Genomic DNA, 24,765 nt, shown 5'->3' with positions numbered 1-24,765 from the left:
TCAGGAAAGTGGAGCCGGCGGCAGATTGTCGCCGGCTCTGTCGTTAACGGCCCTGGCGAACTCCGTTGGGTGCCGCGTAGAGAGCAACCAGTAGGGCGCGGGGTCGTTCTCGTCGAGGATCGGGATGCGCACCACACCGGTCGCCCAGCCTCTGATCAACAACCACGCCCGAGCGTCCAGCAGCCGACCTCGCTGGAGGCTCGCCTCGCTGCCCTCGAACGCCTGGGCAACGCCGAGGTAGTGCCGTTCGATCTGCGCCTTTCCGGCGTGCAACTCGTCGTCGGTGAGCTCGATCGTCGGGGAACCGATGACCAGTCCGAGCACGCAGGCCGCGTACAGCACTATCGCGCAGATGATGCCGACTGTCATGTTGATCGGCGCGAAAACGATGATGCTTGCGGGGATAACGAGCGCTGTCGCAACGAACAGCCAGGGGGCGGCCCACAGCCGCTCTCGGTACACGGTCATGGGTCTATTCGACCAGAGTTCTGCACTACCCTCGACACGTGACCGAATCCGTCGACGTGCTGACCACGGCGCTGGAGCCTCCTCGATACGCCCACGACGACGACGCGGGGGCCGATCTGTGCTCCAACGAAGCCGTCACGCTCGCCCCCGGTGAGCGGGTGACGATCGGCACCGGCGTCGCGATCGCCCTGCCTGTCGGGTACGCGGCCTTCGTCGTTCCGCGCAGCGGTCTCGCCGCGCGCCACGGCATCACGATCGTGAACTCGCCTGGCACCGTCGATGCCGGCTACCGCGGAGAGATCCGCGTGACGCTGCTCAACACCGACTCGACGACACCGTATGCGGTCGCGGTCGGCGACAGGATCGCGCAGCTCATCGTGATGCCCGTGACAAGAGCTGCCTTCCTTCCGGTAGAGAACCTCCCGGAGAGCGAACGCGGTGCAGCCGGATTCGGATCGACGGGATACACCGCACTGCAGTCAGGAGAACACGCGTGAGCGACATAGGCGACACCGGCCAGGAGGAATGGGAGAAGTCCGCACCGGAGAACCGAGAGGTCGACGGACCTTTCGACGACAGCGAAGCGAACCCGGTGCGCCCCTACATCGACCTGGGCGGTGTGAAAGTGCTGCCGCGCGACGGTCTTCAACTTCGCCTCGAGGTAGAGGAGGAGACCGGTAGGGTCGTCGCCGTCGGCCTCGATCTTGCGGGGTCGACCCTGCAGGTGCAGCCCTTCGCCGCTCCTCGCACCAGCGGCCTCTGGCATGAGATCCGCGCGCAGATCGCGGACCAGATCCAGCACCAGGGTGGCCGCACGAGCGAACGCGACGGCGTCTTCGGTCCCGAGCTGGTCGCGGAGATCCCGATCGCCCAGCCCGGTGTGCCCGGGGAGACCCGCATCGCACGGTTCATCGGTGTCGACGGCCCGCGGTGGTTCCTGCGCGGAGTGATCGCCGGCGATGCCGCCATCGACCCGGCCGCCGCCGAGGAGATCGACGACCTGTTCCGCAGCGTCGTCGTGGTGCGCGGCAACCAGCCGATGCCGCCGCGCGACCTCATTCCGCTCCGCATGCCGGCGACGCCGAACGACGCGTGATACCAGAGAACGACGTGACAGCCGAGAGCAACGTGGCAGCCGAGAACGACGACCGAACCCCGGATGACGCGGAGGCGAATCCGCTGGCATCGTCGATCGCGCGAGCGGCGAGCCAATCCGGTCTCGGCGCCCTCTCCGGATCCGACGCGCCGACCGGCAGAGCTCTCTTCGCCGCCATGGGCGGCATTCGCGGGCTCTGCGAGACGATCCTGCCCGGGCTGCTCTTCCTCATCCCCTTCACCATCCTCACGAGCATCCAGCAGCCATGGGCACAGCAGGCTTCAATGCCCGTCTCGCTCGGGGCATCCGTTGCCGTCGCGCTCGTCTTCACTCTGATCAGGGTGTTCACGAAGACGCAGGCGACACAGGCGGTCGCAGGACTGATCGGTGTCGCCGCCTCGGCCATCCTGGCGCTGCTGACCGGAAACGCCGCGAACAACTTCGTACTCGGGTTCCTGATCGACGCCGCCTACGGCCTCGCAGTGCTCATCTCGATGCTGGTGCGCTGGCCGCTGCTCGGACTCGTCATCGGCTATCTGATGGGCGATGGCGTCGCGTGGCGGCAGAGCAAGAGCAAGTACCGGGTGATGCAGATGCTGACCGCGTGCTGGCTCGCCCTCTTCGTCGCGCGTCTTGCTGTGCAGCTTCCCCTCTATTTCGCCGGTCTCACGGTCGCACTGGGCTTCGTGAAGCTCGCGATGGGCCTCCCGCTCTACGCGACGCTGGTGCTGATCTCGTGGCTCGTCACCCGGGCCGTCTACCCGCCGAAGAAGGCCGCCGAGTCTTCGGATGACTGAGCGATCGGCGTCAAGCCACCGCGTCGGCGGTGCTAAAGTTATCTCGACGTCAAGATAAATCGAAAGTGCCACGAAGGAGAGGGCAGCGTGTCCGCTGACAGGGTTTCAACAGTGAACAGCTTCGGAGCACGAGACACCATCGCGGTGGGCTCGACCGACTACGAGATCTTCAGGATCGACTCGGTACCCGGCTACGAGAAGCTCCCGTTCAGCCTCAAGGTGCTGCTCGAGAATCTGCTTCGCACCGAGGACGGCGCGAACGTCACGAAGGAGCAGATCACCGCTCTCAGTCAGTGGCAGCCGACGGCGGAGCCCGACACGGAGATCCAGTTCTCGCCCGCCCGCGTCGTCATGCAGGACTTCACCGGCGTACCCTGCATCGTCGATCTTGCGACGATGCGCGAGGCCGTGAGCGCCCTCGGCGGCGATCCGGAGAAGATCAACCCGCTCGCTCCCGCCGAGCTGGTCATCGACCACTCCGTCATCGCCGACGTCTTCGGCACGCTCGGCTCGTTCGAGCGCAACGTCGAGCTGGAGTACGAGCGCAACGGCGAGCGATACCAGTTCCTGCGCTGGGGCCAGACGGCGTTCGACGACTTCAAGGTGGTTCCGCCCGGCACGGGAATCGTGCACCAGGTGAACATCGAACACCTCGCGCGCGTCACGTTCACCCGTGAGGTGAACGGCGTGCTGCAGGCCTACCCGGACACGCTGGTCGGAACCGACTCGCACACGACGATGGTCAACGGCCTCGGCGTGCTCGGCTGGGGCGTCGGAGGCATCGAGGCGGAGGCCGCGATGCTCGGGCAGCCGGTGTCGATGCTCATTCCGAAGGTCGTCGGCTTCAAGCTCTCCGGATCCATCCCGGCGGGCGTGACCGCGACCGACGTCGTGCTCACCATCACCCAGATGCTGCGCAAGCACGGCGTGGTCGGCAAGTTCGTCGAGTTCTACGGCGAAGGCGTGGCCCAGGTTCCGCTGGCGAACCGCGCCACCATCGGCAACATGAGCCCTGAGTTCGGCTCGACGGCGGCGATCTTCCCGATCGACGACGTCACGCTCGAGTACCTGCGGCTCACCGGCCGCTCGGACGACCAGGTTCGCCTCGTCGAGGAGTACTCGAAGGCGCAGCACCTCTGGCACGAGCCGTCGAACGAGCCGGTTTTCAGCGAGTACCTGGAGCTCGACCTCGGCACCGTCGTGCCGTCGATCGCCGGACCGCGTCGCCCGCAGGACCGCATCGAGCTGAGTCAGTCGAAGGAGCAGTTCAACACCGATCTGCACGACTACGCCCAGATCGACCACGACATCGTCGACCTGACCATCGCGGAATCGTTCCCGGCATCAGACCCTGGGGAGCTCTCGCCGGCGGACGAGCACAGCGAGCACGCGCACCACCACCAGAGCCACGCGCCGCACACCGCGTCGCGCCCGACGCCTGTGCAGTACAACGGCGACAAGTTCGTCATCGACCACGGAGCCGTGGCGATCGCCGCGATCACCTCGTGCACGAACACCTCCAACCCCGAGGTGATGCTGGCTGCCGGGCTGCTCGCGCGCAACGCCTCGCAGAAGGGCCTCAAGGCGAAGCCGTGGGTCAAGACCACGCTGGCGCCCGGGTCGAAGGTCGTCACCGAGTACTACGAGAAGGCCGGCCTGACCGGGTACCTCGAAGACCTCGGCTTCTACCTGGTCGGGTACGGCTGCACGACCTGCATCGGCAACTCCGGACCGCTTCCCGACGAGATCTCGGCCGCCGTCAACGAGAGCGATCTCGCCGTGACGGCGGTGCTCTCCGGAAACCGCAACTTCGAGGGTCGCATCAACCCCGACGTGAAGATGAACTACCTCGCCAGCCCCCCGCTGGTGATCGCCTACGCCCTCGCCGGGTCGATGAACTTCGACTTCGAGACCGACGCGCTCGGAACCGACACGAACGGCGACGACGTCTTCCTCAAGGACATCTGGCCCGATGCCGCCGAGGTGCAGAAGACGATCGACGAGTCGATCGACCAGGACATGTTCACCAAGGAGTACGCGAGCGTCTTCGACGGCGACGAGCGCTGGCGTTCGCTTCCAACGCCGACCGGGTCGACCTTCGAGTGGACCGACGCCTCGACCTACGTGCGCAAGCCCCCGTACTTCGACGGGATGACCCTGGAGACGACTCCCGTCGTCGACATCGCAGGCGCACGCGTGCTCGCCAAGCTGGGCGACTCCGTCACGACCGACCACATCAGCCCTGCCGGCTCGATCAAGGTCGACAGCCCTGCCGGGCAGTACCTCACCGAGCACGGAGTCGACCGCAAGGACTTCAACTCCTACGGCTCGCGTCGTGGCAACCACGAGGTGATGATCCGCGGCACGTTCGCGAACATCCGTCTGAAGAACCAGCTGCTCGACGGTGTCGAGGGCGGCTACACCCGCGACTTCACTCAGGCGGATGGCCCGCAGTCGTTCATCTACGACGCATCGCAGAACTACCAGGAGCAGGGCACCCCGCTGGTGATCTTCGCCGGCAAGGAGTACGGATCGGGCTCGTCCCGCGACTGGGCCGCCAAGGGCACGTCGCTGCTCGGAGTTCGCGCGGTCATCGCCGAGAGCTTCGAGCGCATCCACCGCTCCAACCTGATCGGCATGGGCGTCGTCCCGTTGCAGTTCCCGGCCGGCGAGTCGGCGGCGAGCCTAGGCCTCGACGGCACCGAGGTCGTGTCCATCAGCGGACTGACCGCCCTGAACGAAGGCAGCACCCCGAAGACGGTGCACGTCACGGCGACGCCGAGCGAGCACTCGGAGGCCGGAAGGCAGCCGATCGAGTTCGACGCGGTCGTACGCATCGACACGCCCGGTGAGGCCGACTACTACCGCAACGGCGGCATCCTGCAGTACGTGCTCAGGAGCCTGGTCGCCTAGCGATCACGAGCGCCAGACGGGGCCGGGAACGCGAGTCGTTCCCGGCCCCGTCGTTCGATCCGCATGATATGTGCCGATCGTTCGGCGGCGCCCGGTGTCGGTCAGGGTGGTTTGCGTAGACTCGGTCAGGAGCGAAAGGCGGCGGTATGACCCTTCTCGAGACGATCAGAGGCCCTCGGGACCTCGATGCTCTCTCGGGGGAACAGCTCGTGCAGCTCGCGGGAGAGGTGCGTGAGTACCTCGTCGCGAACGTCGCCAAGACGGGCGGGCATCTCGGCCCGAACCTCGGCGTCGTCGAGTTGACGATCGCGCTGCACAAGGTGTTCGACTCCCCGCACGACGCCATGGTGTTCGACACCGGCCACCAGGCCTATGTGCACAAGTTGCTCACGGGCAGGCAAGACTTCAGCACACTGCGCAAGACCGACGGGCTCGCCGGGTATCCGCAGCGTTCGGAGTCCATCCACGACATCGTCGAGTCGTCGCACGCCTCCAGCTCGCTCTCCTGGGCAGACGGCATCTCGCGTGCCTTCACGATGACCGGTCAAGGCGATCGCTACGTGATCGCCGTCGTCGGCGACGGCGCCCTCACCGGCGGCATGACCTGGGAGGCGCTGAACAACATCAGCGACGACAACGACCGTCGCCTCATCATCGTGGTCAACGACAACGGCCGCTCCTACGCGCCGACGATCGGCGGCATGGCCCGCTTCCTCAACGGGGTGCGCACCCGCCGCGGCTACAAGAGCCTCTACCTGACCAGCCAGGCAGCCTTCGACAAGCTCGGGTCGCCTGGTCGTGCCGTGTATCGCGGCATGCGCGGCGGAGTTCACGGCTTCCTCTCGCGTTTCAGCAACAACGAGGCGCTCTATTCCAACCTCGACATCAAGTACATCGGGCCCGTGCAGGGTCACGACATCGACGCCCTCGTCGTTGCGCTCGAGCAGGCGAAGGCGTACGACGCACCGGTGATCGTGCACGCCATCACCGAGAAGGGCCGCGGCTACGAACCCGCCCTGCGCGACGTCGCCGACCAGTTCCACAGCGTGAACCCGATCGACCCCGAGACGGGCGAGCCCATCGAGCAGGCGACCGGCACGTCGTGGCCGTCCGTCTTCGCCGACGAGATCGTGCGTCTGGCCGAGAAAGATGACCGGCTCGTCGGCATCACGGCGGCGATGCTGCGTCCCGTGGGGCTCCATCTCTTCGCCGAGCGTTTCCCCGGGCGGGTACACGACGTGGGGATCGCGGAGCAGCACGCCGCGACGAGCGCGGGCGGCATGGCGTTCGGCGGGCTTCACCCTGTCGTTGCGCTTTACGCCACGTTCATGAACCGAGCCTTCGACCAGGTGCTGATGGACGTCGGCCTGCACCGCGCGGGCGTCACGTTCGTGCTGAGCAGCGCAGGGGTCACCGGGCCGGACGGCCCGAGCCACCACGGCATGTGGGACCTCGCGACGCTGCAGGTCGTGCCGGGCATCCGCATCGCCGCTCCGCGAGACGCCGACCGTCTCAGGGAGGAGCTCGGCGAGGCCGTGACGGTGCAGGACGGCCCGACCGTCGTTCGCTACCCGAAGGGCATCGTGCCCGCACCGATCGAAGCGCTCCGACGCACCGCAGACGGTGTCGACGTGCTGCGTGAAGACGGCGGCAAAGATGTGCTGCTCGTCACCGTCGGATGCATGGCGACGACCGGTCTCGAGGTGGCAGAGCGGCTCGCCGCCCAGGGCATCGACTCCACGGTGATCGACCCGCGGTGGGTCGTGCCGGTTCCGCAAAGCGTCGTCGAACTGTCATCCCAGCACCGCATCGTCGTCTGCATCGAGGACGGTATCCGGGTGGGCGGCATCGGCACGCGCATCCGTCAGGATCTTCGCGAGGCCGGCGTCGACACCGCCGTCACCGAGGTCGGGCTCCCCGACGAGTTCCTCGCGCACGGCTCACGTGCCGACATCATGGAGCGCACCGGCATGACGCCGAGGCAGATCGCCCAGGACGTGACCGCGATGGTGCTGGGCTCCAAGCTGCCGCACGCGCGAGGCGTTGCCGGCGACACGGGAGCCCAGCCCATCGTGGTCCACGTCAACAAGGACTGACGACCGGGGCCGGCAGCGACTACGCGCCCACCCCGCGGATGACCGGGTGGTGGAACGTGTCGCCGAAGACCCGCTCGCTGGCGCCGACGCGATCCAGGTAGGGCGTGATGCCGCCCATCTGGAACGGGAAGCCCGCGCCGAGCACCATGCAGAGGTCGATGTCCTCTGGCGCCGCCACGACGTGGTCGTCCACGAGCATGCGGTGCACCTCGTCTGCCAGGCCGTCCTGCAGCCTCGTGAGGATCTCCTCCTCAGTGAGCGGCGCCTTGTTCTCGACCGTGATGAGCTTGAGCGCACCCTTGTCGAATCCCTTGACGTTGCCCTTGCCGTCCTTCTCCAGCAGCTTGCCGTAGTCCGCGAGCCTGTGCAGGTTCTCGCTGCGGTAGAAGCGGTCGGGGAACGCCTCGTGGTGGGTGTCGAGCACGTGCGCGCCCACCCTCAGCCCGACGAGGTCGAGCAGGACCGATGGCGCCATCGGGAGTCCGAGGGGCGCGATCGCCCTGTCGACGACCTCGAACGGCGTGCCGTGATCGACCGCGTACATCGCCTCGCCGAGCAGCTTGGCGAGCACTCTGTTGACCACGAAACCGGGCGTGTCGGCAGTGATGACGGCGTTCTTGCGCAGAGTGGCGGCAGTCACCATCGCGGTGGACAGCGTTGCGTCATCCGTCTGCGGCGCCTTCACGACCTCGATCAGCGGCATCACGGCGACCGGGGTGAAGAAGTGGAAGCCGACGAGCCGCTCCGGATGCTCCAGCTTGGCGCCGATCTTCTCGACGGACAGACTCGAGGTGTTGGTGGCGAGCACAGCCTCGGGAGTCACGATCTTCTCGATCTCGGCGAAGACATCCTGCTTCACGCCGAGCTCCTCGAACACCGCCTCGATCACCCAGTCGCAGTCCGCGAACTCGGTCTTGTCCGTCGTGCCGCGGACGAGAGCCCGCAGTCTGTTCGCTTCGTCGGAACCGATGCGGCCCTTCTCGAGCAAGGTGCCGATCTCGGCGGTGATGGACGCGACGCCTTTGTCGACGCGCTCCTGATCGATGTCGGTGATGACGACCGGAACCTGAAGGCGGCGAAGGAAGAGCAGGGCGAACTGGCTGGCCATGTAACCGGCACCCAGCACGCCGACCTTCGTGACCTTCTTCGCGAGCTCCTTGGCCGGAGCGCCGGCGGGCCGCTTGGCGCGCTTCTGCACCAGGTTGAAGGCATAGATGGATGCCTGGAGCTGGTCTCCTGCGATGAGATCGGCGAGGGCGTCATCCTCGAGAGCGAAGCACGCCTCCTTGTCGCCGCTCTTCGCCGCCTTGAGCAGGTCGAGCGCCTTGTAGGGGGAGAGCGGAACAGTGCCGAGTCGCGAGGACACCGTGTCGCGGGCGATCTTGATCGCGATGTCCCACTTCGCGAGCCGCTCGATCTTGCCCGGCGTGTTCTTCCGCTCCACCTTCTCGGTGCCGCTCAGAACGCCGTCGACGAACCTGATCGAGTCCTCGAGGAAGTTCACGGGCGAGAAGATGCGGTCGGCGATACCCAGGTCGAACGCATCCTTGGCCTTCAGCATGCGGTTCTGCTTGAGCGGGTTCTCGATGACGACCTTGAGGGCGTTCTCGATGCCGATGAGGTTCGGGAGCAGGAAGGTTCCGCCCCAGCCGGGGATCAGACCGAGGAAGACCTCGGGAAGAGCGATGCCCGCCGCCGACGAGTCGATCGTGCGGTAGTCGGCGTTCAGAGGCAGCTCGAGACCGCCACCGAGCGCGAGGCCGTTGATGAAGACGAAGCTGGGGACGCCGAACTTCGCCTGCTTGCTGAGCACGAAGTGCCCGAGCTGCGCGAGCTTCTTGGCGATGTCCCTGCTCGGCACCTCGGCGACCTTCGAGAGGTCGGCGCCTGCCGCGAGGATGAACGGCTTTCCGGTGGTGGCGACGGCGTGGATCTCACCCTTCGCCGCGCGCTCGGCGAGCTGGTCGAAGGTCCTTCCCAGCTCGAGAAGGCCGACAGGGCCGAACGTGTTCGGCCTTGTGTGGTCGCGGCCGTTGTCCAGCGTGACGAGCGCGAGCACCTTGCCTGAGGCGAGGGGTACGTCGCGCACGAAGCTGTGCGTGACGACCTCGTCGTCGGCGAAGGCGAGCAGGTCTGAGAAGTCGATCGTCGAATAGTCGGTCACGCTCGTGCTCACTTTCCGTACTTCTTGTTGTGCGGGTTCTCCCAGATGACCGAGCCGCCCTGGCCGAGTCCGACGCACATCGCGGTGAGCCCGTATCGCACCTCGGGGTGCTGCTCGAACTGCCTGGCGAGCTGGATCATGAGGCGAACGCCGCTGGCCGCGAGCGGGTGGCCGATGGCGATGGCGCCACCCCACGGATTGACGCGAGGATCGTCATCCTCGATGCCGAAGTGGTCGAGGAAGCTCAGCACCTGCACAGCGAACGCTTCGTTCAGCTCGAACAGGCCGATGTCGTCGATCGACAGGCCGGAGTTCCTCAGCGCGCGCTCCGTCGAGGGGATCGGACCGATGCCCATCACCTCGGGCTCGACGCCAGCGAATCCGAAGCCCACCATGCGCATCTTCGGCGACAGGCCGAGCTCCTCGGCCGCACGCGACGAGGTGAGCAGAGACGCCGTTGCGCCGTCGGTCAGGGGGGACGAGTTGCCCGCCGTGACGCGACCGTGCGGGCGGAACGGCGTCTTCAGACCGGCCAGGCCCTCCATGGTCGTCTCCGGGCGCATGCCCTGGTCTTCCGTCGCAAGGCCCCAGCCCTCCTCGGTGCGGTACGAGACAGGAACGAGATCCGGCTGGATGTCGCCCGACGCGTACGCGGCAGCGACCTTCTGCTGGCTGCGCATGCCGAACCGGTCGGCCCGCTCCTTCGTGAGGTTCGGGAACCTGTCGTGCAGGCGCTCCGCCGTGTTGCCCATGTTGAGCGCCGCGGGGTCGACGAGCTTCTCGGAGAGGAAGCGCGGGTTGGGGTCGACGCCCTGGCCCATCGGGTGGTGTCCCATGTGCTCGACGCCGCCCGCGATGACGACGTCGTACTGCCCGAAGGCGATGCCGGAGCCCGTGGTGGTCACGGCCGTCATCGCGCCCGCACACATCCTGTCGATGGCGAAGCCCGGCACCGTGGTGGGGAGCCCGGCGAGGATGGCGGCGCTACGGCCGAGGGTCAGCCCCTGGTCACCCTGCTGCGTTGTCGCGGCGATGGCGACGTCATCCACACGATCCTTCGGCAGTCCCGGATTGCGCTCCAGAAGACCGACGATGGCCTTCACCGCCAGGTCGTCCGCTCGCGTATTCCAGTACACGCCTTTGTCGCCCGCACGTCCGAACGGGGTTCGCACCCCGTCGACGAACAGAACGTCAGCTCTCTCGGCCACTTCGCCTCCCATGATCGGCTCTGCTGACGATCCTAGAAACCGTGCCGCGACCGGGAGAATCGATTGGGCGATCCTACGAAGGCGCTTGTTCCGCCTCGGCGGGGTATTGGTCGGCTTCGACAAACGCCGCCGCGATGATCGGCGCCGCAGCGGCGATCTGCCACGGGCGGGCTTCGGCGTCACGCATCGCCGCGCCGATGGAATCCACGTCGATGTGCTCCGGCGGGGCCCACGCGAGTCGTCGCAGCGTCTCGGGGGAGAGCAGGTTCTCCACCGGCAGATTCAGCTCCTCCGCTGCCTCCAGAAGCGCCGTGCGTGCCGCCTTCAGTCGCAGGCTCGCTTCCGGGTTGCGGTCCGCCCAGGCGCGAGGAGGCGGGATGCTCTCGCCCGACGCGCGGAGAACGGGCAGGTCTTGCGTCGTTCTGCCGAGGGTGACGGCATCCCACCACCTGTCGATCTCGGTACGACTGGCCCTGCCCGTGAACTCGCGCAGAGCGGAGAGGTCGCGCTTGGTGGCGGGCATCGCGCGTGCGACCGCCGTGATGGAGGCATCGGGCAGAAGACGTCCGGCCGCGATGTCCTTCTCCCTAGCCAGAGCGTCCCGCGCGAACCAGAGCTCGCGTGCAACTGCGAGATTGCGAAGGCCCCTGATCGAATGGACGCCTGAGAGTCGACGCCACGGCTCGGCCCTGACGGCCCTTGGAGCCCGCGCGAGCTCGTAGGCGAACTCCTGGTCGGCGATCTCGACCTTGCTGTTCTCGGCCAGAAGCTTCTGTTCGGCCTCCATGAGGTCGACCAGAAGTTCGACATCCAGCGCCGCGTACGTCAGCCACGGCTGGGGGAGCGGCCTCGTCGACCAGTCGGCCGCGGAGTGCTCCTTGGCGAGGTGGATGCCGAGCAGCTCCTCGACGATCGTGCCGAGTCCCACCCGGGGAAAGCCGAGCAGACGTGCGCCGAGCTCGGTGTCGAAGACCGTCACGGGGTCGAGCCCCACCTCACGGAGGCACGCGAGGTCTTGGCTGGCGGCGTGCAGGATCCAGGGGACCGGACCAACGGCATCCTGCAGCTCGGTGAAATCCCCGACAGCCGGAGGGTCGAACAGGAAGACGCCGGCGTCGCGTCGGAACATCTGAATGAGGTAGGCACGCTGCGAGTAGCGGAATCCGGAGGCGCGTTCGGCGTCGACGGCGACGGGGCCCGTCCCGGAGCGCAGCGCGTCGACGGCCTCTCTGTACTTCGACGGCGAGTCGACGACGTCGTAGTCAGTCACGCGAGGCTCTCCGATGGGCGAGGAGACGTACTCCGTCCGGCAAGGGAGGGATTCCGGCGAGCATGCAGAGCAGATCTTCCCACGCCTCGACGTGTGCACCGAGGTCGATCCCGTGCGGCGTCCACGAGGCGCGCAGCTCGATCTGAGCACCGTCGCCCTGTCTGGCGAGCTCGCCGAAGCCTGTGGAGATGATCTTCGTCGCCGTGCCGGACGCCGACGAGTAGTCGGCGCCACGCTCGTCGAGCGCGTCGACGAGCCACGACCAGGTCACGTCCGCGAGGAACGGATCGAGCCCGATGTCGGTCTCCAAGGGCGCCTGGGCGAAGCAGACGATGCGGAACCGTCCACCCCATTCGACGGGCTCCGACGGGTCGTAGAGCAGGACGAACCTTCCTGTTCCGAGTTCGGAGTCTCCGCTGTGCTTGGCGGGCGTGATGTCGGCGGCGAGTGCGACCGCGAAGGGCGCCAGTCCGGTCGGAGCCGGGATCTCGTCCACCGTCAACTCCTGGCGGGATTCCGCCGAACGCACCGCGGCCGCCGCGACGGCGAACTCCGCGGGAACTCCGGGGGTCGCTGGAGAGGGAGACACAAACGCAGACTAGAGTTTCGGCTCGGGAGTTGACGTCAGGCACGCCGGATGCGCAAGGTGCCTCACGCGATGAGGGGAGTTCTCGTGGGTCGTCGGCTGGGCAGGGTTCTGGTGCCGTTCGCCATTCTGATCGCGATCGGAGCGGCGGTGGCCGCCGCGTACGGTGTCGCAGCAACGCTCGTGGCCAGGACCGTCGTGACACCGGCTCGGCGACGCAAGCAGGATGTCGAGATCCGGGCCGTCTCGCCGGACCTCACCGCTGTGACGCTCACCGGCACCGCCGACACGCTCACCGTGCCCGGCCATTACGGGCTCTGGTTCTCCTCCGACCGCGGATACGCGCGGCTCGGGGAGGTCATCGGGCTGGATCCGGACGGGGCGGTCATCCGTGCCGTCGAATCCGTGGAGTGGGGTGACCTCGCCTCTGCCCGTCGGGGGCGTCTCACCGGGTGGATCTACACCGCGCCGGAGGAGCTCGGCCTGCCCGTGGAGAGCGTCGACATCCCGGTCGACGGCGGTACGGCCCCTGCCTGGTTGTTCCCGGCGCAGGAGGAGACCCAGCGCTGGGCCATCCACGTTCACGGTCGCGGAGCGCGACGCCAGGAGGCACTGCGGGGCATCCCGGTGTTCCGCGAGAAGGGCTACACGAGCCTCGTCGTCAGCTATCGCAACGACGGCGACGCTCCGGACAGCGGTGACGGGCGATACGGCCTCGGGGCAACGGAGTGGGGTGACGTCGACGCCGCCATCGCCTTCGCTCTCGACCGCGGCGCCCGCGACATCGTCCTGTTCGGCTGGTCCATGGGCGGTGCCATCGTGCTGCAGACCGCGATTCGCTCGCCTCGCGCCGACAGCGTGCGCGGCATCGTGCTCGACTCGCCGGTGATCGACTGGGTGGAGACGCTCGAGTTCCAGGCGGACGGCATGAAGCTTCCCAGGCCGGTGACGAAGGGAGCCCTGGTACTGCTCGACGCGACGTGGGCGTCGGGCGTGGTCGGCCAGGACGCGCCGATCGGGCTAGGCGCCCTCGACTTCACCGTGCGCTCGCACGAGCTGAGCACGCCCGTGCTGCTCATGCACAGCGACGACGACGGCTACGTGCCGGCGGGAGGGTCGCACCGCCTTGCCGACCAACGACCGGACATCGTCACCTTCGTCCCCTTCGCCGAAGCCAGGCACACCAAGCTGTGGAACTACGACCGGGAACGCTGGACCAAGGCCATAGCCGACTGGCTCGATGCTCTCCCGCTGGTCGAGTAGCGGCCGCTTCGCGGCCGCTACTCGACCAGCGGAGAACGCTTGAGCGTGACCTGGTGCTTGGTGCGGCCGAGCAATGCGGTCATCCCACGCACGCGCAACGGTGAGACCGCCTGGGCCAGTCCCAGCTCCTGCGGGTAGTCGTCGGGAACCGCGAGCACCTCGTCCGCAGTGAGCCCTGCGAGTCCTTGAGCGAGGATCGACGCGAACCCACGAGTTGTCGGCGACTCGCGAGGGGCTGTTGCGTGCAGGTGCACGATGTCGTCGTCATCCACCTCGACGAAGATGAAGACGGGGGACTGGCACTCGATCACCCGCTCGAACAGGTCAGGGTGGTCACGGTAGCGCTCCGGCAATTCGGGGAGCTCGTTCGAGAACTCGAGCAGAAGCTGCAGACGGTCGGGGACCTCGAGGGCGAGAAAGTCGTCCTTGATCTCCCGAAGAGTCGTGGGAAGAGCGGTCGTCGTCATGAGACGGCCATTTTCTCACGTAGGCCCCGACGAGGTGCTGAAGGCGCCTGCCAGCAGCGGCTGTGCTCAGGCCGATGGGACGTCGCCGCGGTCTGAGCCCGTGATGATCGGCACCCGTACGGCGCTGCCCCACTCGGTCCACGAGCCGTCGTAGTTGCGCACGTTCTCGAACCCCAGCAGGTGGGTGAGCACGAACCAGGTGTGGCTCGAGCGCTCACCGATGCGGCAGTAGGCGATCACGTCGTCGCCTTCCTGCAGCCCGGCCTCGCCCTTGTAGATGCCGTCGAGGTCGCTGCGCGACTTGAAGGTGGCGTCCGGCGCCGCGGCGCGCGCCCATGGCACGGAGGCCGCCGACGGGATGTGGCCTGCACGCAGCGCGCTCTCCGTCGGGTACCCGGGGATCTCGGTGCGCTCACCGCTGTACTCCTCTGGGGAGCGCACATCGATGAGAGGTCCGTTGCCGAGATGGGCGAGCACGTCGTCCTTGAAGGCGCGGATGGTGCTGTCGTCCCGTTCCACCACCGGGTACTCGGCGGGCTCGGGGGTCGATGCGGCGGTGACGAGCTCGCGGCCCTCTGCGATCCACTTATCGCGACCGCCATCAAGCAGCCGGACATCCTCGTGGCCGAAGAGGGTGAAGATCCACAGGGCGTATGCGGCCCACCAGTTGTTCTTGTCGCCGTAGATGACGACCGTGGTGTCGCGCGAGATGCCCTTGCGCCCGAGAAGCTCGGCGAAGCGCTCACCGGAGACGAAGTCGCGCTGAACGGGGTCGTTCAGGTCGGTGTGCCAGTCGATCTTGACCGAGGTGGGAATGTGGCCGGTCTCATAGAGCAGCACGTCTTCGTCCGATTCCACGACCGCCAGGCTTGCGTCTCCGAGGTGTTCGGCGAGCCACTCCGTGCTCACCAGGCGCTCGGGATGTGCGTACTCGGCGAACTTCGCAGAATCGTCGAATCCCACGGTCATGATCTCCTCCTCCTGGCGCCGGTCCTTCTCGAACCGAGGCCTTGGTGTACGGGCGTTAGGCTTGGTGCTCGTCCCTCAAGCGAACTTACGCACCCCCGTTGTCGAGCGTAGGGGCACGGTAAGACTTCGACACAAAGGAACAGATGTCAGAGCACACGCTTCCCGACGCCTCTCACCTCGTCGACGTGGTGCCGACGATCACCGGTCGGGAGATCGCGGGGGAGCTCGTTCCTCCGCCCCAGTTCCACAGTGCCACGTTCGACTCGTACCGGCCGGACAAGGACTTCCCCTCGCAGGCGGAGGCGGTGCGCACCCTTCTGTCGTTCGCGAAGAGCTGGGAGCCGCCGCAGCCCGGCGGGTTCTTCGGCTGGGGGCGCAAGAAGACCGTCGAGCACAAGCCGGGTGTCTACCTGGACGGCGGATTCGGAGTCGGTAAGACCCACCTTCTCGCCGCGCTCTGGCACGCGGCACCGGGACCTAAGTACTTCGGCACCTTCATCGAGTACACGGCGCTGGTCGGTGCACTCGGATTCCAGCCGACGATCGAGCTGCTGCGCGGCTCCACATTGATCTGCATCGATGAGTTCGAGCTCGACGACCCCGGCGACACCATGATGATGACGCGCCTCCTCGGAGCGCTCGTCGCCACCGGCACGCGCATCGCGGCCACCTCGAACACGCCGCCGCAGGCGCTCGGCGAGGGACGCTTCGCCGCCTCGGACTTCATGCGGGAGATCCAGTCCCTCTCGTCGCACTTCGAGACCGTGCGCATCGATGGGCTCGACTATCGCCGTCGTGACGTATCCGGCGAGGCCACGACCGTCGACGCGTCGACGTTCGACAGCGTCGTCGAGGCGATGAGCGCTCGGGGCGAGCACGTGACGGCTGACAGATTCCGCGACGTGATCGCCCATCTCGCCACGGTGCATCCTTCGAAGTACATCAAACTGATCGCGAACGTCGATGTGGTCGCGCTGGCGGATGTCGAGCAATTGCACGACCAGATGGAGGCGCTGCGATTCGTGGCCTTCGTCGACCGCGTGTACGACGCCGAGATCCCCGTCGTCGCGACGGGCACTCCGCTGAACGACGTGTTCGACGCCGAGATGCTCCAGGGCGGCTACCGCAAGAAGTACCTGCGTGCGGTCTCGCGGCTCATCGCGCTGACCTCCGGCGAGCTCCCTCCGCACGACTGAGTCGTCTACCCACGGCGGTACGAGGCAACCTCACGCCCCGCTGAAACACGATGTTTACACAGCGACGGCGGCTGTAACGCGCTCGCAACAACTTCGGCCTCTCCTACGAAATCTGCTCGAAGCAGACTGACGGCACCTCACCCGAACAACCGGCGAACCCGACCGGCACGGTGATGGCGAGACGCAGTATTCCTCGAGAGGGAGAGACCTCATGTTGTTGCACACGGCGGCCGCCTATAACGCGGAAAATAGCGTGAACTCGCTCTGGCTTCTCGTCGCAGCTGCCCTAGTGCTGCTGATGACGCCGGGTGTCGCGTTCTTCTACGGCGGCATGGTGAAGGCCAAGAGCGTCATCAGCATGATGATGATGAGCGTCGGCGCGATCGCTATCGTCGCCGTTCTGTGGGTGCTGTACGGCTACGGGCTCTCGTTCGGCAAGCCGCTGATCCCCGGCTGGCTCGGCACGCCCGACTGGGGGCTCTCCAGCCTCCTCGGCTCGAACGGCATCACACCCGACCTGAACGGCCTGGCCTTCGCAGGCTTCCAGGCGACCTTCGCGATCATCACGGTCGCTCTGATCTCCGGCGCGATCGCCGACCGCGCCCGATTCGGCACGTGGATGGTCTTCGCAGGCATCTGGGTCACCGTCGTCTACTTCCCGGTCGCGTACTGGGTGTTCAACCTCGGAAACGGCTGGATCGTCAACACGCTGCACGTCAACGACTTCGCGGGCGGTACGGCGGTGCACATCAATGCCGGCGCTGCCGGCCTTGCTCTCGCTCTCGTGCTCGGCAAGCGCGTCGGGTTCCAGAAGGGCATGAACAAGCCGCACAACGTGCCTCTGACGCTGCTGGGGGCTGCTCTGCTGTGGTTCGGGTGGTTCGGCTTCAACGCCGGCTCCGAAGCTGCCGTCGACGGCGTTGCCGGCCTCGCCTGGATCAACACCCTCGCCGCACCCGCGGCCGCAACCATCGGCTGGCTCGTGGTCGAGCGGATCAAGGATGGCAAGCCGACCTCGATCGGAGCCGCATCGGGTGCCGTCGCCGGCCTCGTCGCCATCACCCCCGCCTGCAACATCCTGACGCCGGGCTGGGCGATCGTGCTCGGCCTCATCACGGGTGCCATCTGCGCCGTCGCCATCGACATGAAGTTCAAGCTCGGCTTCGACGACTCGCTCGACGTGGTCGGCATCCACCTCACCGGCGGCCTGATCGGAACCCTCTACATCGGGATCTTCGGATTCACCCAGGTCAACGGAAAGTTCACCAGCCTTCTCTACGGCGGCAGCTTCCAGCAGCTCGGTGCGCAGGCCATCGGCGCCTTCTCGGTGATGATCTACTCGTTCGTGCTCGCGTACGCCATCGGCTGGGTTCTGCAGAAGACCATGGGCTTCCGCATCAAGACCGAGGACGAGATCGCCGGAGTCGACACCATCGTTCACGGCGAGGAGGGCTACGCGCTCGAAGACGCCTGATCACAGCAGAATGCCCTGCGCGTCATCCACTCAGGGATGGCTCGCGGGGCCTTCTGCTGTGCGGGCGCGGATATCGTTGGCGGGTGGCACCTGGCATCCTGTCGTCGATCGCTCGCCTCCTCGGTTCCCGCAGAACGCCGCCGGCACCGGTAGGGGAGGAGGGCTCGCCCGGACGGTACGGGCCGGCCGCGACCATCGAGATCGACCCGCCTCGCAAGGCCGCGCTCCGGATCACCTACGCGCCCGCCCGAGACTCTCTTCCGGATGCGGGAGAGATCGTGTGGACGTGGGTGCCCTACGCCGAACGCGACGGTCGCGGCAAGGACCGTCCCGTGCTCGTGATCGGGCGGAAAGACACCGACACGGTGTACGCCGTGAAGCTGACGAGCAAGGCGCACGACGGCCGCCGCGACTTTCTGCCGATCGGATCCGGTCCGTGGGACGCTCAGGGACGGCCATCCTGGATCGACATCGACCAGTTCTACCTCGTGCACAACAAGGGGATGCGCCGCGAGGCGACAGCGCTCGACCTCGACCGGTTCACCCGCATCGCCGCCGAGTTGCACCGACGGTACGGATGGGCGGTCGGCAACTGAGTCGCCCGAGCAAGACCGTTCCCTGAGAATTCGGTGGGCGATACCGGACTCGAACCGATGACCTCTTCCGTGTGAAGGAAGCGCGCTACCAACTGCGCCAATCGCCCGTTGCGGCATCCGATCTCTCGGTGCTGCGGCTACCGATACTAGCCGACCTTCAGGGCCGGACGCACATCGGGCTCGGGCGCGGGCGCGTCGTGGGTCACGATAGACGCCGGAGTTCGACACGCAGGGCACTCAGTTTGAACATCGGCCGGATGATCGGCTACAGTTTCAAGGCACGCAGAAATGCGAAGCGAAATGCGGATGTGGCGCAGCTGGTAGCGCATCACCTTGCCAAGGTGAGGGTCGCGAGTTCGAATCTCGTCATCCGCTCGAGTGTGAGTCGGCGGTAACGTCGATGAATGGATGTGGGACCTCCAGACTCGAACCCACACACGGTGGCGTGGCCGAGAGGCGAGGCAGCGGCCTGCAAAGCCGTATACACGGGTTCGAATCCCGTCGCCACCTCCACACTCGAACTCGGCAGAAACACGACAACGCCTTGACAGGCGCGATTGGCGCAGCGGTAGCGCGCTTCCCTGACACGGAAGAGGTCACTGGTTCGATCCCAGTATCGCGCACAGAGAGAAACCCCCGGGCACCCCGGGGGTTTCTTGTTTCTCAGGTCCTGAAAGTCGTGGGCAGTCGCGCCACGTACCCTTCAGTGGTGTCGCACACGTCTCCCGTCCACTCGCATTCGCACGTGCCAGCCGCATTCTCGGACCCGGTCGGGCAGCCTCCGCGCACCGCGACCGGTCCGCGCCGCACGGTGCTCGTCGTGCTCGGGGTGCTCGGGGTACTGACGATCGTCGGTCTCGTGCTGCTGTGGCCGAACTACACGAGCGTTCAGAAGGCCTCGTCGCACGCGCACTACGCGGCTCAGGGCACCACCTTCGTCAACGCGTCGGTCGAGGCCATCCAGAGCAACTGCCCAGGATTCACGAGTCCGACCACCTCCAGCGCCACCGGTCCAGGCGACTCCCGGGCATGTCAGCTCGCGAAGGTGAAGGTCCTGTCCGGGAGCTCGAAGGGCATCCAGATCACCCTGCCCGTGCTCTGGCCGTACTCCAAGGGCGACCTGAGCGTCGGCGACCAGGTGCAGTTGATGCAGTCCCATACCGGGAGCGCCGAGGCAGCGCAGTCTGACGCCCAGAATGGAACGATCGGTGCCGGAAACGGTTCCTCGTTCACCGTCGCCGGGATCGTGCGCAATCAACCCATTCTCTGGTGGGTGCTGGCTTTCGTGGTCGTCGTGGCCGCAGTCGGCGCGCTGCGCGGCATCCTGTCCCTCGTCGCGCTGGCATTCGCGGGCGCAACATTCGTGTTCTTCACTCTTCCGGCCCTCATCTCCGGATCGTCGGGGCTCGCGGTCGGGATCGTCAGTGCAGCGGCGATCATGTTCGTGGTGATCTACCTGGCGCACGGGTTGTCGATCCGCTCGAGCGTCGCCCTGCTCGGAACCCTCACAGGCGTCGCGCTCACCGCCGGCATCAGTCAATGGATGCTCGCCACCACCCACCTGACGGGCGTGCCGGATGACACGACAGGCAACATCTCGGTCATCACGACAGCAATCGACTTCCGGGGGCTCCTCAGCTGCGCGATCATCATCGCCGGTCTCGGCGCCCTCAACGACATCACGATCACTCAGACCTCGGCCGTGTGGGAGCTGCGCACAGCAGCACCCACGATGTCCCGCGGCGAACTGTTCACGGCGGCGATGCGCATCGGACGCGACCACATCGCCTCCACGATCTACACCATCGTCTTCGCCTACGCAGGCACCGCCCTGGCAGTGCTGGTCACGATCTACCTCTACAACCGCCCCGTCGGACTTCTGCTCTCCGGCGATGACATCGCGACCGAGGTCGTTCGAACGCTGTGCAGCAGCATCGGGCTCATCCTCGCCATGCCCGCCACCACGGCGCTGGCGGTCTTCATGCTGCCTGCCCAACGCCGTCGCCGGGTTCGCGATGTTTCGCCAGCACCGCAGGATCAGGACGCTGGGGCTCCGCGCGTCGATATCGTGACCGTTCCGCACGTGGGCCTCTACGACGCGTAAGGAGCGGTGAGGCTGCGGCGAGATCGTCGGATGATCGGCTCGGCGTTCACTCGGAACCCCCATACCGATCGATGATCGAATTCTCAGCACGCTCGGTCTCCAGCCCAGCGGGGCGAGACCTCCTCCGTCGTACCGTGAAAGTGCGACCGGAGAGGGACAGTACATGGACACGCTGCTCAACACGCAGATCATCGGCGGCCCCGTGCCGTGGGTGCTCACCGCGTTGTCCGCGGCCCTCGGGCTCGTCCTCGTGATTCGACGGGTCAGCCCGCGCTGGCTCATCCTCGCCTCGTCGGGAGTGCTCGCGGGCGCCATCCTGAGCCTCGTGTTCGTCTGGATCGCCGACGCCACCGCGATGTTCGAGATCCCTCTGCCCGTGAAGGCCGCCGTCTGGGCGGTCATCACGTTCGCGGCGATCGGCCTCGCCGTCGTCAGCCTCTGGAAGGCGCGATGGTGGCAGCGCGTCGTCGCCGGGGCCGCCATCGCGGTCTTCGCCGTCACCGGAATCGTCCACGTCAACGTGGCATTCGACCTCGATCCGACGATCGGAGACCTCGTCGGCGTGGTGGTGCGGCATCCGATAGCACTCCCGAATCCGGTCGCGGCCGCAGCGTCGGGCGCCAAGCCCCTCGCGGCGACCTGGGTAGCGCCGCGCGGTATGCCCGCCGAGGGGAAGACCGGCACCGTCACGATCCCTGCGACGGTCTCGAAGTTCGATGCGCGAGACGCCGGCCTCTACCTGCCGCCTGCCGCCCTGGTGAAGAACGCACCGGCACTGCCTCTTGTGATCATGATGATGGGCTACCCGGGGACCCCTGATGCCGCGCCTATCTCGAGCGTCATGAACGCCTTCGCCGCGAAGCACCACGGCCTCGCACCGATAGTGGTCGTCGCCGACCAGATCGGCTACGGCTCCGATCCAGGATGCGCGGACTCGAGCACCCTCGGGCACGCGGCGACCTACATCAAGACGGACGTGCTCGACTGGGCGAGGACCCATCTGCGCATCATCCAGAACCCCAAGGAATGGGTGATCGCCGGTTACTCCAACGGCGCCACGTGCGCCGTCAAGTTCGCGGCCCAGGAGCCCGACATGTTCCGGAACGTGCTCGCGGTCTCGCCTGAGCTGTTCCCTGGTACGCACTACTCGCAGACGGTGCTGTCGAACGTGTACAACGGCAACGTCACAGCATGGAACGCCGACAAGCCCCCGGTCATCCTCGCCGACCACACCGGCTCGCCGTTCTATCACGGCATCCACGCGGTCTTCACTACCGGAGCACTCGACCTGGCGTTCGGGCCGCAAACGAGGCAGCTCGCCGCCGACGCCCGTGCCGCCGGGATGGGCGTGAGCGTCCTCACTCTTCCGGGCGTGGCCCACGTCGGCGCGAACCTGACCGCCGGGCTGACAGCGGGCGTCGCGAAGCTGGGGCCCGTGCTCGGGCTGTCGAGCGCGTGCACGACGTGCACGCTGGCTGCCGGATGACCCGCATCCGCTGACCAGGGCACCGTCCACGAGCCGCTCGTGGCGCGCACTAAAGTTGATAGGCATCCCCTATCTCTTCGATCCAGGAGTGGACCAGTGCCGGACGGTTTCGAGCTGTTTCCCGACCGTTCCGTTGTCGCCATGCGCGTCAACGGCGAACTGAAGGACCTCGCGACCACGGTCACGACGGACGACGACGTGATCCCGGTGACGATCGAGTCGCCGGACGGGCTGAACATCCTGCGCCACTCCACCGCGCACGTTCTCGCGCAGGCGGTGCAGTCGATCAACCCTGAGGCGAAACTCGGCATCGGGCCGCCCATCACCGACGGCTTCTACTACGACTTCGACGTCGTCGAGTCGTTCACCCCCGACGACCTCAAGGCGCTCGAGAAGGCCATGGACCGCATCGTCCGCCAGGGTCAGCGCTTCGTGCGTCGGGTCGTCACCGACGAGGAGGCCAGAGCTGAACTGGCCGACGAGCCCTACAAGCTCGAGCTCATCGGGCTGAAGGGCGGCTCGGCATCGGCGAACTCCCTTGGCCAGGACAACGAGAACGTCGAGGTCGGCGGCGGAGAGCTGACCATCTACGACAACGTGAACCCGAAGACCGGCGAGGTGCTGTGGAAAGACCTCTGCCGCGGCCCGCACCTGCCGAACACGCGACTCATCGGCAACGGATTCGCCCTCACCCGGGTTGCCGCCGCTTACTGGCGGGGGAGCGAGAAGAACCCGCAGCTGCAGCGCGTCTACGGCACAGCATGGCCGTCGAAGGATGAACTGCGCGGGTACCAGGAGCGCCTTGCGGAGGCCGCGCGTCGCGATCACCGCAAGCTCGGCAAGGACCTCGACCTGTTCTCGTTCCCCGACGAGATCGGCTCCGGGCTGTCGGTGTGGCACCCGAGGGGCGGCATCGTGCGCGGCGAGATGGAGCAGCACGCGCGACGGAGGCACCTCGAGAACGGCTACACCTACGTGTACACGCCGCACATCACCAAGCGCGATCTGTTCGTCACCTCGAACCACCTCGTGACGTACGCCGATGGCATCTGGCCGCCGATCCGCATGGACGAAGAGCGCGACGCCGATGGCAACATCACCAAGCAGGGTGTCGACTACTACCTCAAGCCGATGAACTGCCCGATGCACATCCTCATCTACAAGGAGCGCGGGCGCAGCTATCGAGACCTGCCGATGCGCCTCGCGGAGAACGGAACCGTCTACCGCAACGAGCTGTCCGGAGCGCTGCACGGGCTCACGCGCGTTCGCGGCTTCACGCAGGATGACGCGCACCTGTTCGTCGCGCGTGACCAGCTCGAAACCGAGGCGACCAAGGTGCTCGAGTTCGTGCTGTCGCTGCTGAAGGACTTCGGACTCACCGAGTTCAAGCTCGAGCTCTCGATGCGCGACGACGAGAAGTCCAAATGGATCGGCGACGAAGCGCACTGGGCCGAGGCGACGGATGCCCTGCGTCGGGTCGCGCTCGCATCTGGACTCGAACTCACAGAGGAGCCGGGCGAGGCCGCGTTCTACGGGCCGAAGATCGATCTCAAGACCACCGACGCGATCGGTCGGAGCTGGCAGCTGTCGACCGTGCAGGTCGACTTCAACCTGCCAGAGCGCTTCGAGCTCGAGTACACGGCGTCCGACGGTTCGAAGCAGCGCCCGATCATGATCCACCGGGCGCTGTTCGGGTCGATCGAGCGCTTCTTCGCCATCCTGCTCGAGCACTATGCGGGAGCGTTCCCCGTGTGGCTCGCTCCCGTTCAGGTCATGGGCATCCCCGTCGCCGACGAGTACGCGCCGTACCTCGACGAGGTGGCCAGACGTCTTCGCGAGCAGGGCGTGCGCGTCGAAGTGGATCACTCGGACGATCGCATGCAGAAGAAGATCCGCAACGCGACGACGCAGAAGGTGCCGTTCCAGCTCATCGCGGGGGAGCAGGACCGCGCGGCCGGAACCGTGAGCTTCCGGTTCAGGGATGGCACGCAGCTGAACGGCGTGCCGATCGCCGACGCCATCGAGCGCATCCTCACGTCCATCAAGGAGCACGAGCAGATCGTCACCGCATGGACGGAGTGAGCGTCGAGGATGCGGCCCACCTCGCGGGAGTGCCCGACGAGTTCCAGCGTCTGTGGACGCCGCACCGCATGGTGTACATCCAGCAGGGGCAGCAGCGGCCGCACGCCGACGACTGCCCGTTCTGCATCGCCCCGACGCTGTCGGACGAAGAAGCACTCATCGTGCACCGCGGCGAACACGCCTACGCGCTGCTGAACCTCTTCCCGTACAACAGCGGGCACCTGCTGGTGTGTCCGTACCGCCACGTCTCGCTGTACGACGAGGCCACGCCGGAGGAGACCGACGAGATCGCGACGATCACGCAGACGGCGATGCGGGTCATCCGCACGGTCTCGCGCAACGACGGGTTCAACATCGGCATGAACCAGGGAGAGATCGCGGGCGCGGGAATCGCGTCGCACCTGCATCAGCACGTCGTGCCACGCTGGCAGGCCGACGCCAACTTCCTGCCGATCATCGCAAAGACGAAGGCGCTCCCTCAGCTGCTCGGAGAGGTGCGTCAGGCGATCGCCGACGCCTGGCCCGCCTGA

At 66.7% G+C, this 24,765-nt stretch carries 20 protein-coding genes and 4 tRNA genes; 16 read left to right on the top strand and 8 right to left on the bottom strand.

Translation table 11 applies throughout. The features are described 5' to 3' along the window. Nucleotides 1-468, bottom strand: a complete 468-nt coding sequence (locus ACYVDN_RS04415) for a DUF3093 domain-containing protein (RefSeq protein WP_460568825.1) — start codon at nucleotides 466-468, stop codon at nucleotides 1-3. A 38-nt stretch (nucleotides 469-506) separates the two neighbouring features. Between ACYVDN_RS04415 and dut the strand changes: the two genes are divergently transcribed. From dut to dxs, 5 genes are all read left to right on the top strand, one after another. Next, nucleotides 507-965 (top strand): dUTP diphosphatase, encoded by a 459-nt coding sequence (gene dut / locus ACYVDN_RS04410; protein WP_460568823.1) that lies wholly within the window; start codon nucleotides 507-509, stop codon nucleotides 963-965. Further along, nucleotides 962-1,564 (top strand): DUF3710 domain-containing protein, encoded by a 603-nt coding sequence (locus ACYVDN_RS04405; RefSeq protein WP_460568821.1) that lies wholly within the window; start codon nucleotides 962-964, stop codon nucleotides 1,562-1,564. The genes dut and ACYVDN_RS04405 overlap by 4 nt, the downstream gene beginning before the upstream one ends. A gap of 14 nt (nucleotides 1,565-1,578) precedes the next feature. Beyond that, nucleotides 1,579-2,361 (top strand): DUF3159 domain-containing protein, encoded by a 783-nt coding sequence (locus ACYVDN_RS04400; protein ID WP_460568819.1) that lies wholly within the window; start codon nucleotides 1,579-1,581, stop codon nucleotides 2,359-2,361. Nucleotides 2,362-2,448: 87 nt separating this feature from the next. After that, nucleotides 2,449-5,274: an aconitate hydratase gene (gene acnA, locus ACYVDN_RS04395; RefSeq protein WP_460568817.1), complete on the top strand. Its 2,826-nt coding sequence runs from the start codon at nucleotides 2,449-2,451 to the stop codon at nucleotides 5,272-5,274. Nucleotides 5,275-5,420: 146 nt separating this feature from the next. Continuing rightward, nucleotides 5,421-7,370: a 1-deoxy-D-xylulose-5-phosphate synthase gene (dxs, locus tag ACYVDN_RS04390; RefSeq protein WP_460568815.1), complete on the top strand. Its 1,950-nt coding sequence runs from the start codon at nucleotides 5,421-5,423 to the stop codon at nucleotides 7,368-7,370. A 19-nt stretch (nucleotides 7,371-7,389) separates the two neighbouring features. On the opposite strand, the gene ACYVDN_RS04385 is transcribed toward dxs, so the two are convergent. The 4 genes from ACYVDN_RS04385 to ACYVDN_RS04370 all read right to left on the bottom strand — a co-directional run bounded on the left by ACYVDN_RS04385 (nucleotide 7,390) and on the right by ACYVDN_RS04370 (nucleotide 12,601). Beyond that, on the bottom strand, nucleotides 7,390-9,534 hold the full coding sequence (locus ACYVDN_RS04385; RefSeq protein ID WP_460572242.1) for a 3-hydroxyacyl-CoA dehydrogenase NAD-binding domain-containing protein: 2,145 nt from the start codon (nucleotides 9,532-9,534) through the stop codon (nucleotides 7,390-7,392). Nucleotides 9,535-9,542: 8 nt separating this feature from the next. Continuing rightward, the gene (locus ACYVDN_RS04380) at nucleotides 9,543-10,742 is read right to left on the bottom strand and encodes a thiolase family protein (RefSeq protein WP_460568813.1); all 1,200 of its coding nucleotides are present in this window, start codon (nucleotides 10,740-10,742) and stop codon (nucleotides 9,543-9,545) included. A 73-nt stretch (nucleotides 10,743-10,815) separates the two neighbouring features. After that, a complete protein-coding gene (locus ACYVDN_RS04375) occupies nucleotides 10,816-12,012 on the bottom strand; it encodes a ribonuclease D (protein ID WP_460568811.1) in 1,197 nt (398 codons plus the stop codon). Next, entirely contained in the window at nucleotides 12,005-12,601 is a 597-nt protein-coding gene (locus tag ACYVDN_RS04370; protein ID WP_460568809.1) for a DUF3000 domain-containing protein, read from the bottom strand. The genes ACYVDN_RS04375 and ACYVDN_RS04370 overlap by 8 nt, the downstream gene beginning before the upstream one ends. A 69-nt stretch (nucleotides 12,602-12,670) precedes the next feature. Between ACYVDN_RS04370 and ACYVDN_RS04365 the strand changes: the two genes are divergently transcribed. After that, nucleotides 12,671-13,861, top strand: a complete 1,191-nt coding sequence (locus tag ACYVDN_RS04365) for an alpha/beta hydrolase family protein (RefSeq protein WP_460568807.1) — start codon at nucleotides 12,671-12,673, stop codon at nucleotides 13,859-13,861. A 17-nt stretch (nucleotides 13,862-13,878) separates the two neighbouring features. On the opposite strand, the gene ACYVDN_RS04360 is transcribed toward ACYVDN_RS04365, so the two are convergent. Next, the gene (locus ACYVDN_RS04360) at nucleotides 13,879-14,328 is read right to left on the bottom strand and encodes a SufE family protein (RefSeq protein ID WP_460568805.1); all 450 of its coding nucleotides are present in this window, start codon (nucleotides 14,326-14,328) and stop codon (nucleotides 13,879-13,881) included. A gap of 66 nt (nucleotides 14,329-14,394) precedes the next feature. Continuing rightward, entirely contained in the window at nucleotides 14,395-15,297 is a 903-nt protein-coding gene (locus ACYVDN_RS04355) for a sulfurtransferase (protein ID WP_460568803.1), read from the bottom strand. Nucleotides 15,298-15,440: 143 nt separating this feature from the next. Between ACYVDN_RS04355 and zapE the strand changes: the two genes are divergently transcribed. From zapE to ACYVDN_RS04340, 3 genes are all read left to right on the top strand, one after another. Beyond that, nucleotides 15,441-16,493 (top strand): cell division protein ZapE, encoded by a 1,053-nt coding sequence (gene zapE / locus ACYVDN_RS04350; protein ID WP_460568801.1) that lies wholly within the window; start codon nucleotides 15,441-15,443, stop codon nucleotides 16,491-16,493. Nucleotides 16,494-16,704: 211 nt separating this feature from the next. Further along, entirely contained in the window at nucleotides 16,705-17,967 is a 1,263-nt protein-coding gene (locus ACYVDN_RS04345) for an ammonium transporter (protein WP_460568798.1), read from the top strand. 83 nt (nucleotides 17,968-18,050) lie between these two features. After that, entirely contained in the window at nucleotides 18,051-18,563 is a 513-nt protein-coding gene (locus ACYVDN_RS04340; RefSeq protein ID WP_460568796.1) for a type II toxin-antitoxin system PemK/MazF family toxin, read from the top strand. A gap of 34 nt (nucleotides 18,564-18,597) precedes the next feature. Here ACYVDN_RS04340 and ACYVDN_RS04335 read toward each other — a convergent pair. Then, nucleotides 18,598-18,670, bottom strand: a tRNA-Val gene (locus tag ACYVDN_RS04335). Nucleotides 18,671-18,865: 195 nt separating this feature from the next. On the opposite strand from ACYVDN_RS04335, the gene ACYVDN_RS04330 reads away from it, so the two are divergent. The 7 genes from ACYVDN_RS04330 (at nucleotide 18,866) to ACYVDN_RS04300 (ending at nucleotide 24,765) form a co-directional block, all read left to right on the top strand. After that, nucleotides 18,866-18,938 (top strand) — tRNA-Gly (locus ACYVDN_RS04330). Between the two features lie 64 nt (nucleotides 18,939-19,002). Further along, nucleotides 19,003-19,076: transfer RNA gene (locus tag ACYVDN_RS04325), tRNA-Cys, on the top strand. Nucleotides 19,077-19,114: 38 nt separating this feature from the next. After that, nucleotides 19,115-19,186, top strand: a tRNA-Val gene (locus ACYVDN_RS04320). A gap of 122 nt (nucleotides 19,187-19,308) precedes the next feature. Then, entirely contained in the window at nucleotides 19,309-20,667 is a 1,359-nt protein-coding gene (locus ACYVDN_RS04315) for a YibE/F family protein (RefSeq protein ID WP_460568794.1), read from the top strand. Between the two features lie 163 nt (nucleotides 20,668-20,830). After that, a complete protein-coding gene (locus ACYVDN_RS04310; RefSeq protein WP_460568792.1) occupies nucleotides 20,831-22,153 on the top strand; it encodes an alpha/beta hydrolase in 1,323 nt (440 codons plus the stop codon). Between the two features lie 141 nt (nucleotides 22,154-22,294). Continuing rightward, nucleotides 22,295-24,235 (top strand): threonine--tRNA ligase, encoded by a 1,941-nt coding sequence (gene thrS, locus ACYVDN_RS04305; protein ID WP_460572240.1) that lies wholly within the window; start codon nucleotides 22,295-22,297, stop codon nucleotides 24,233-24,235. Next, a complete protein-coding gene (locus ACYVDN_RS04300; protein WP_460568790.1) occupies nucleotides 24,223-24,765 on the top strand; it encodes an HIT family protein in 543 nt (180 codons plus the stop codon). Before thrS ends, ACYVDN_RS04300 begins: the two co-directional genes overlap by 13 nt.

The sequence above is a fragment of the Humibacter soli genome (assembly GCF_054779035.1).
Note: the sequence above shows the minus strand (reverse complement) of the source record. Positions and strands in the feature narration are given on the sequence as shown.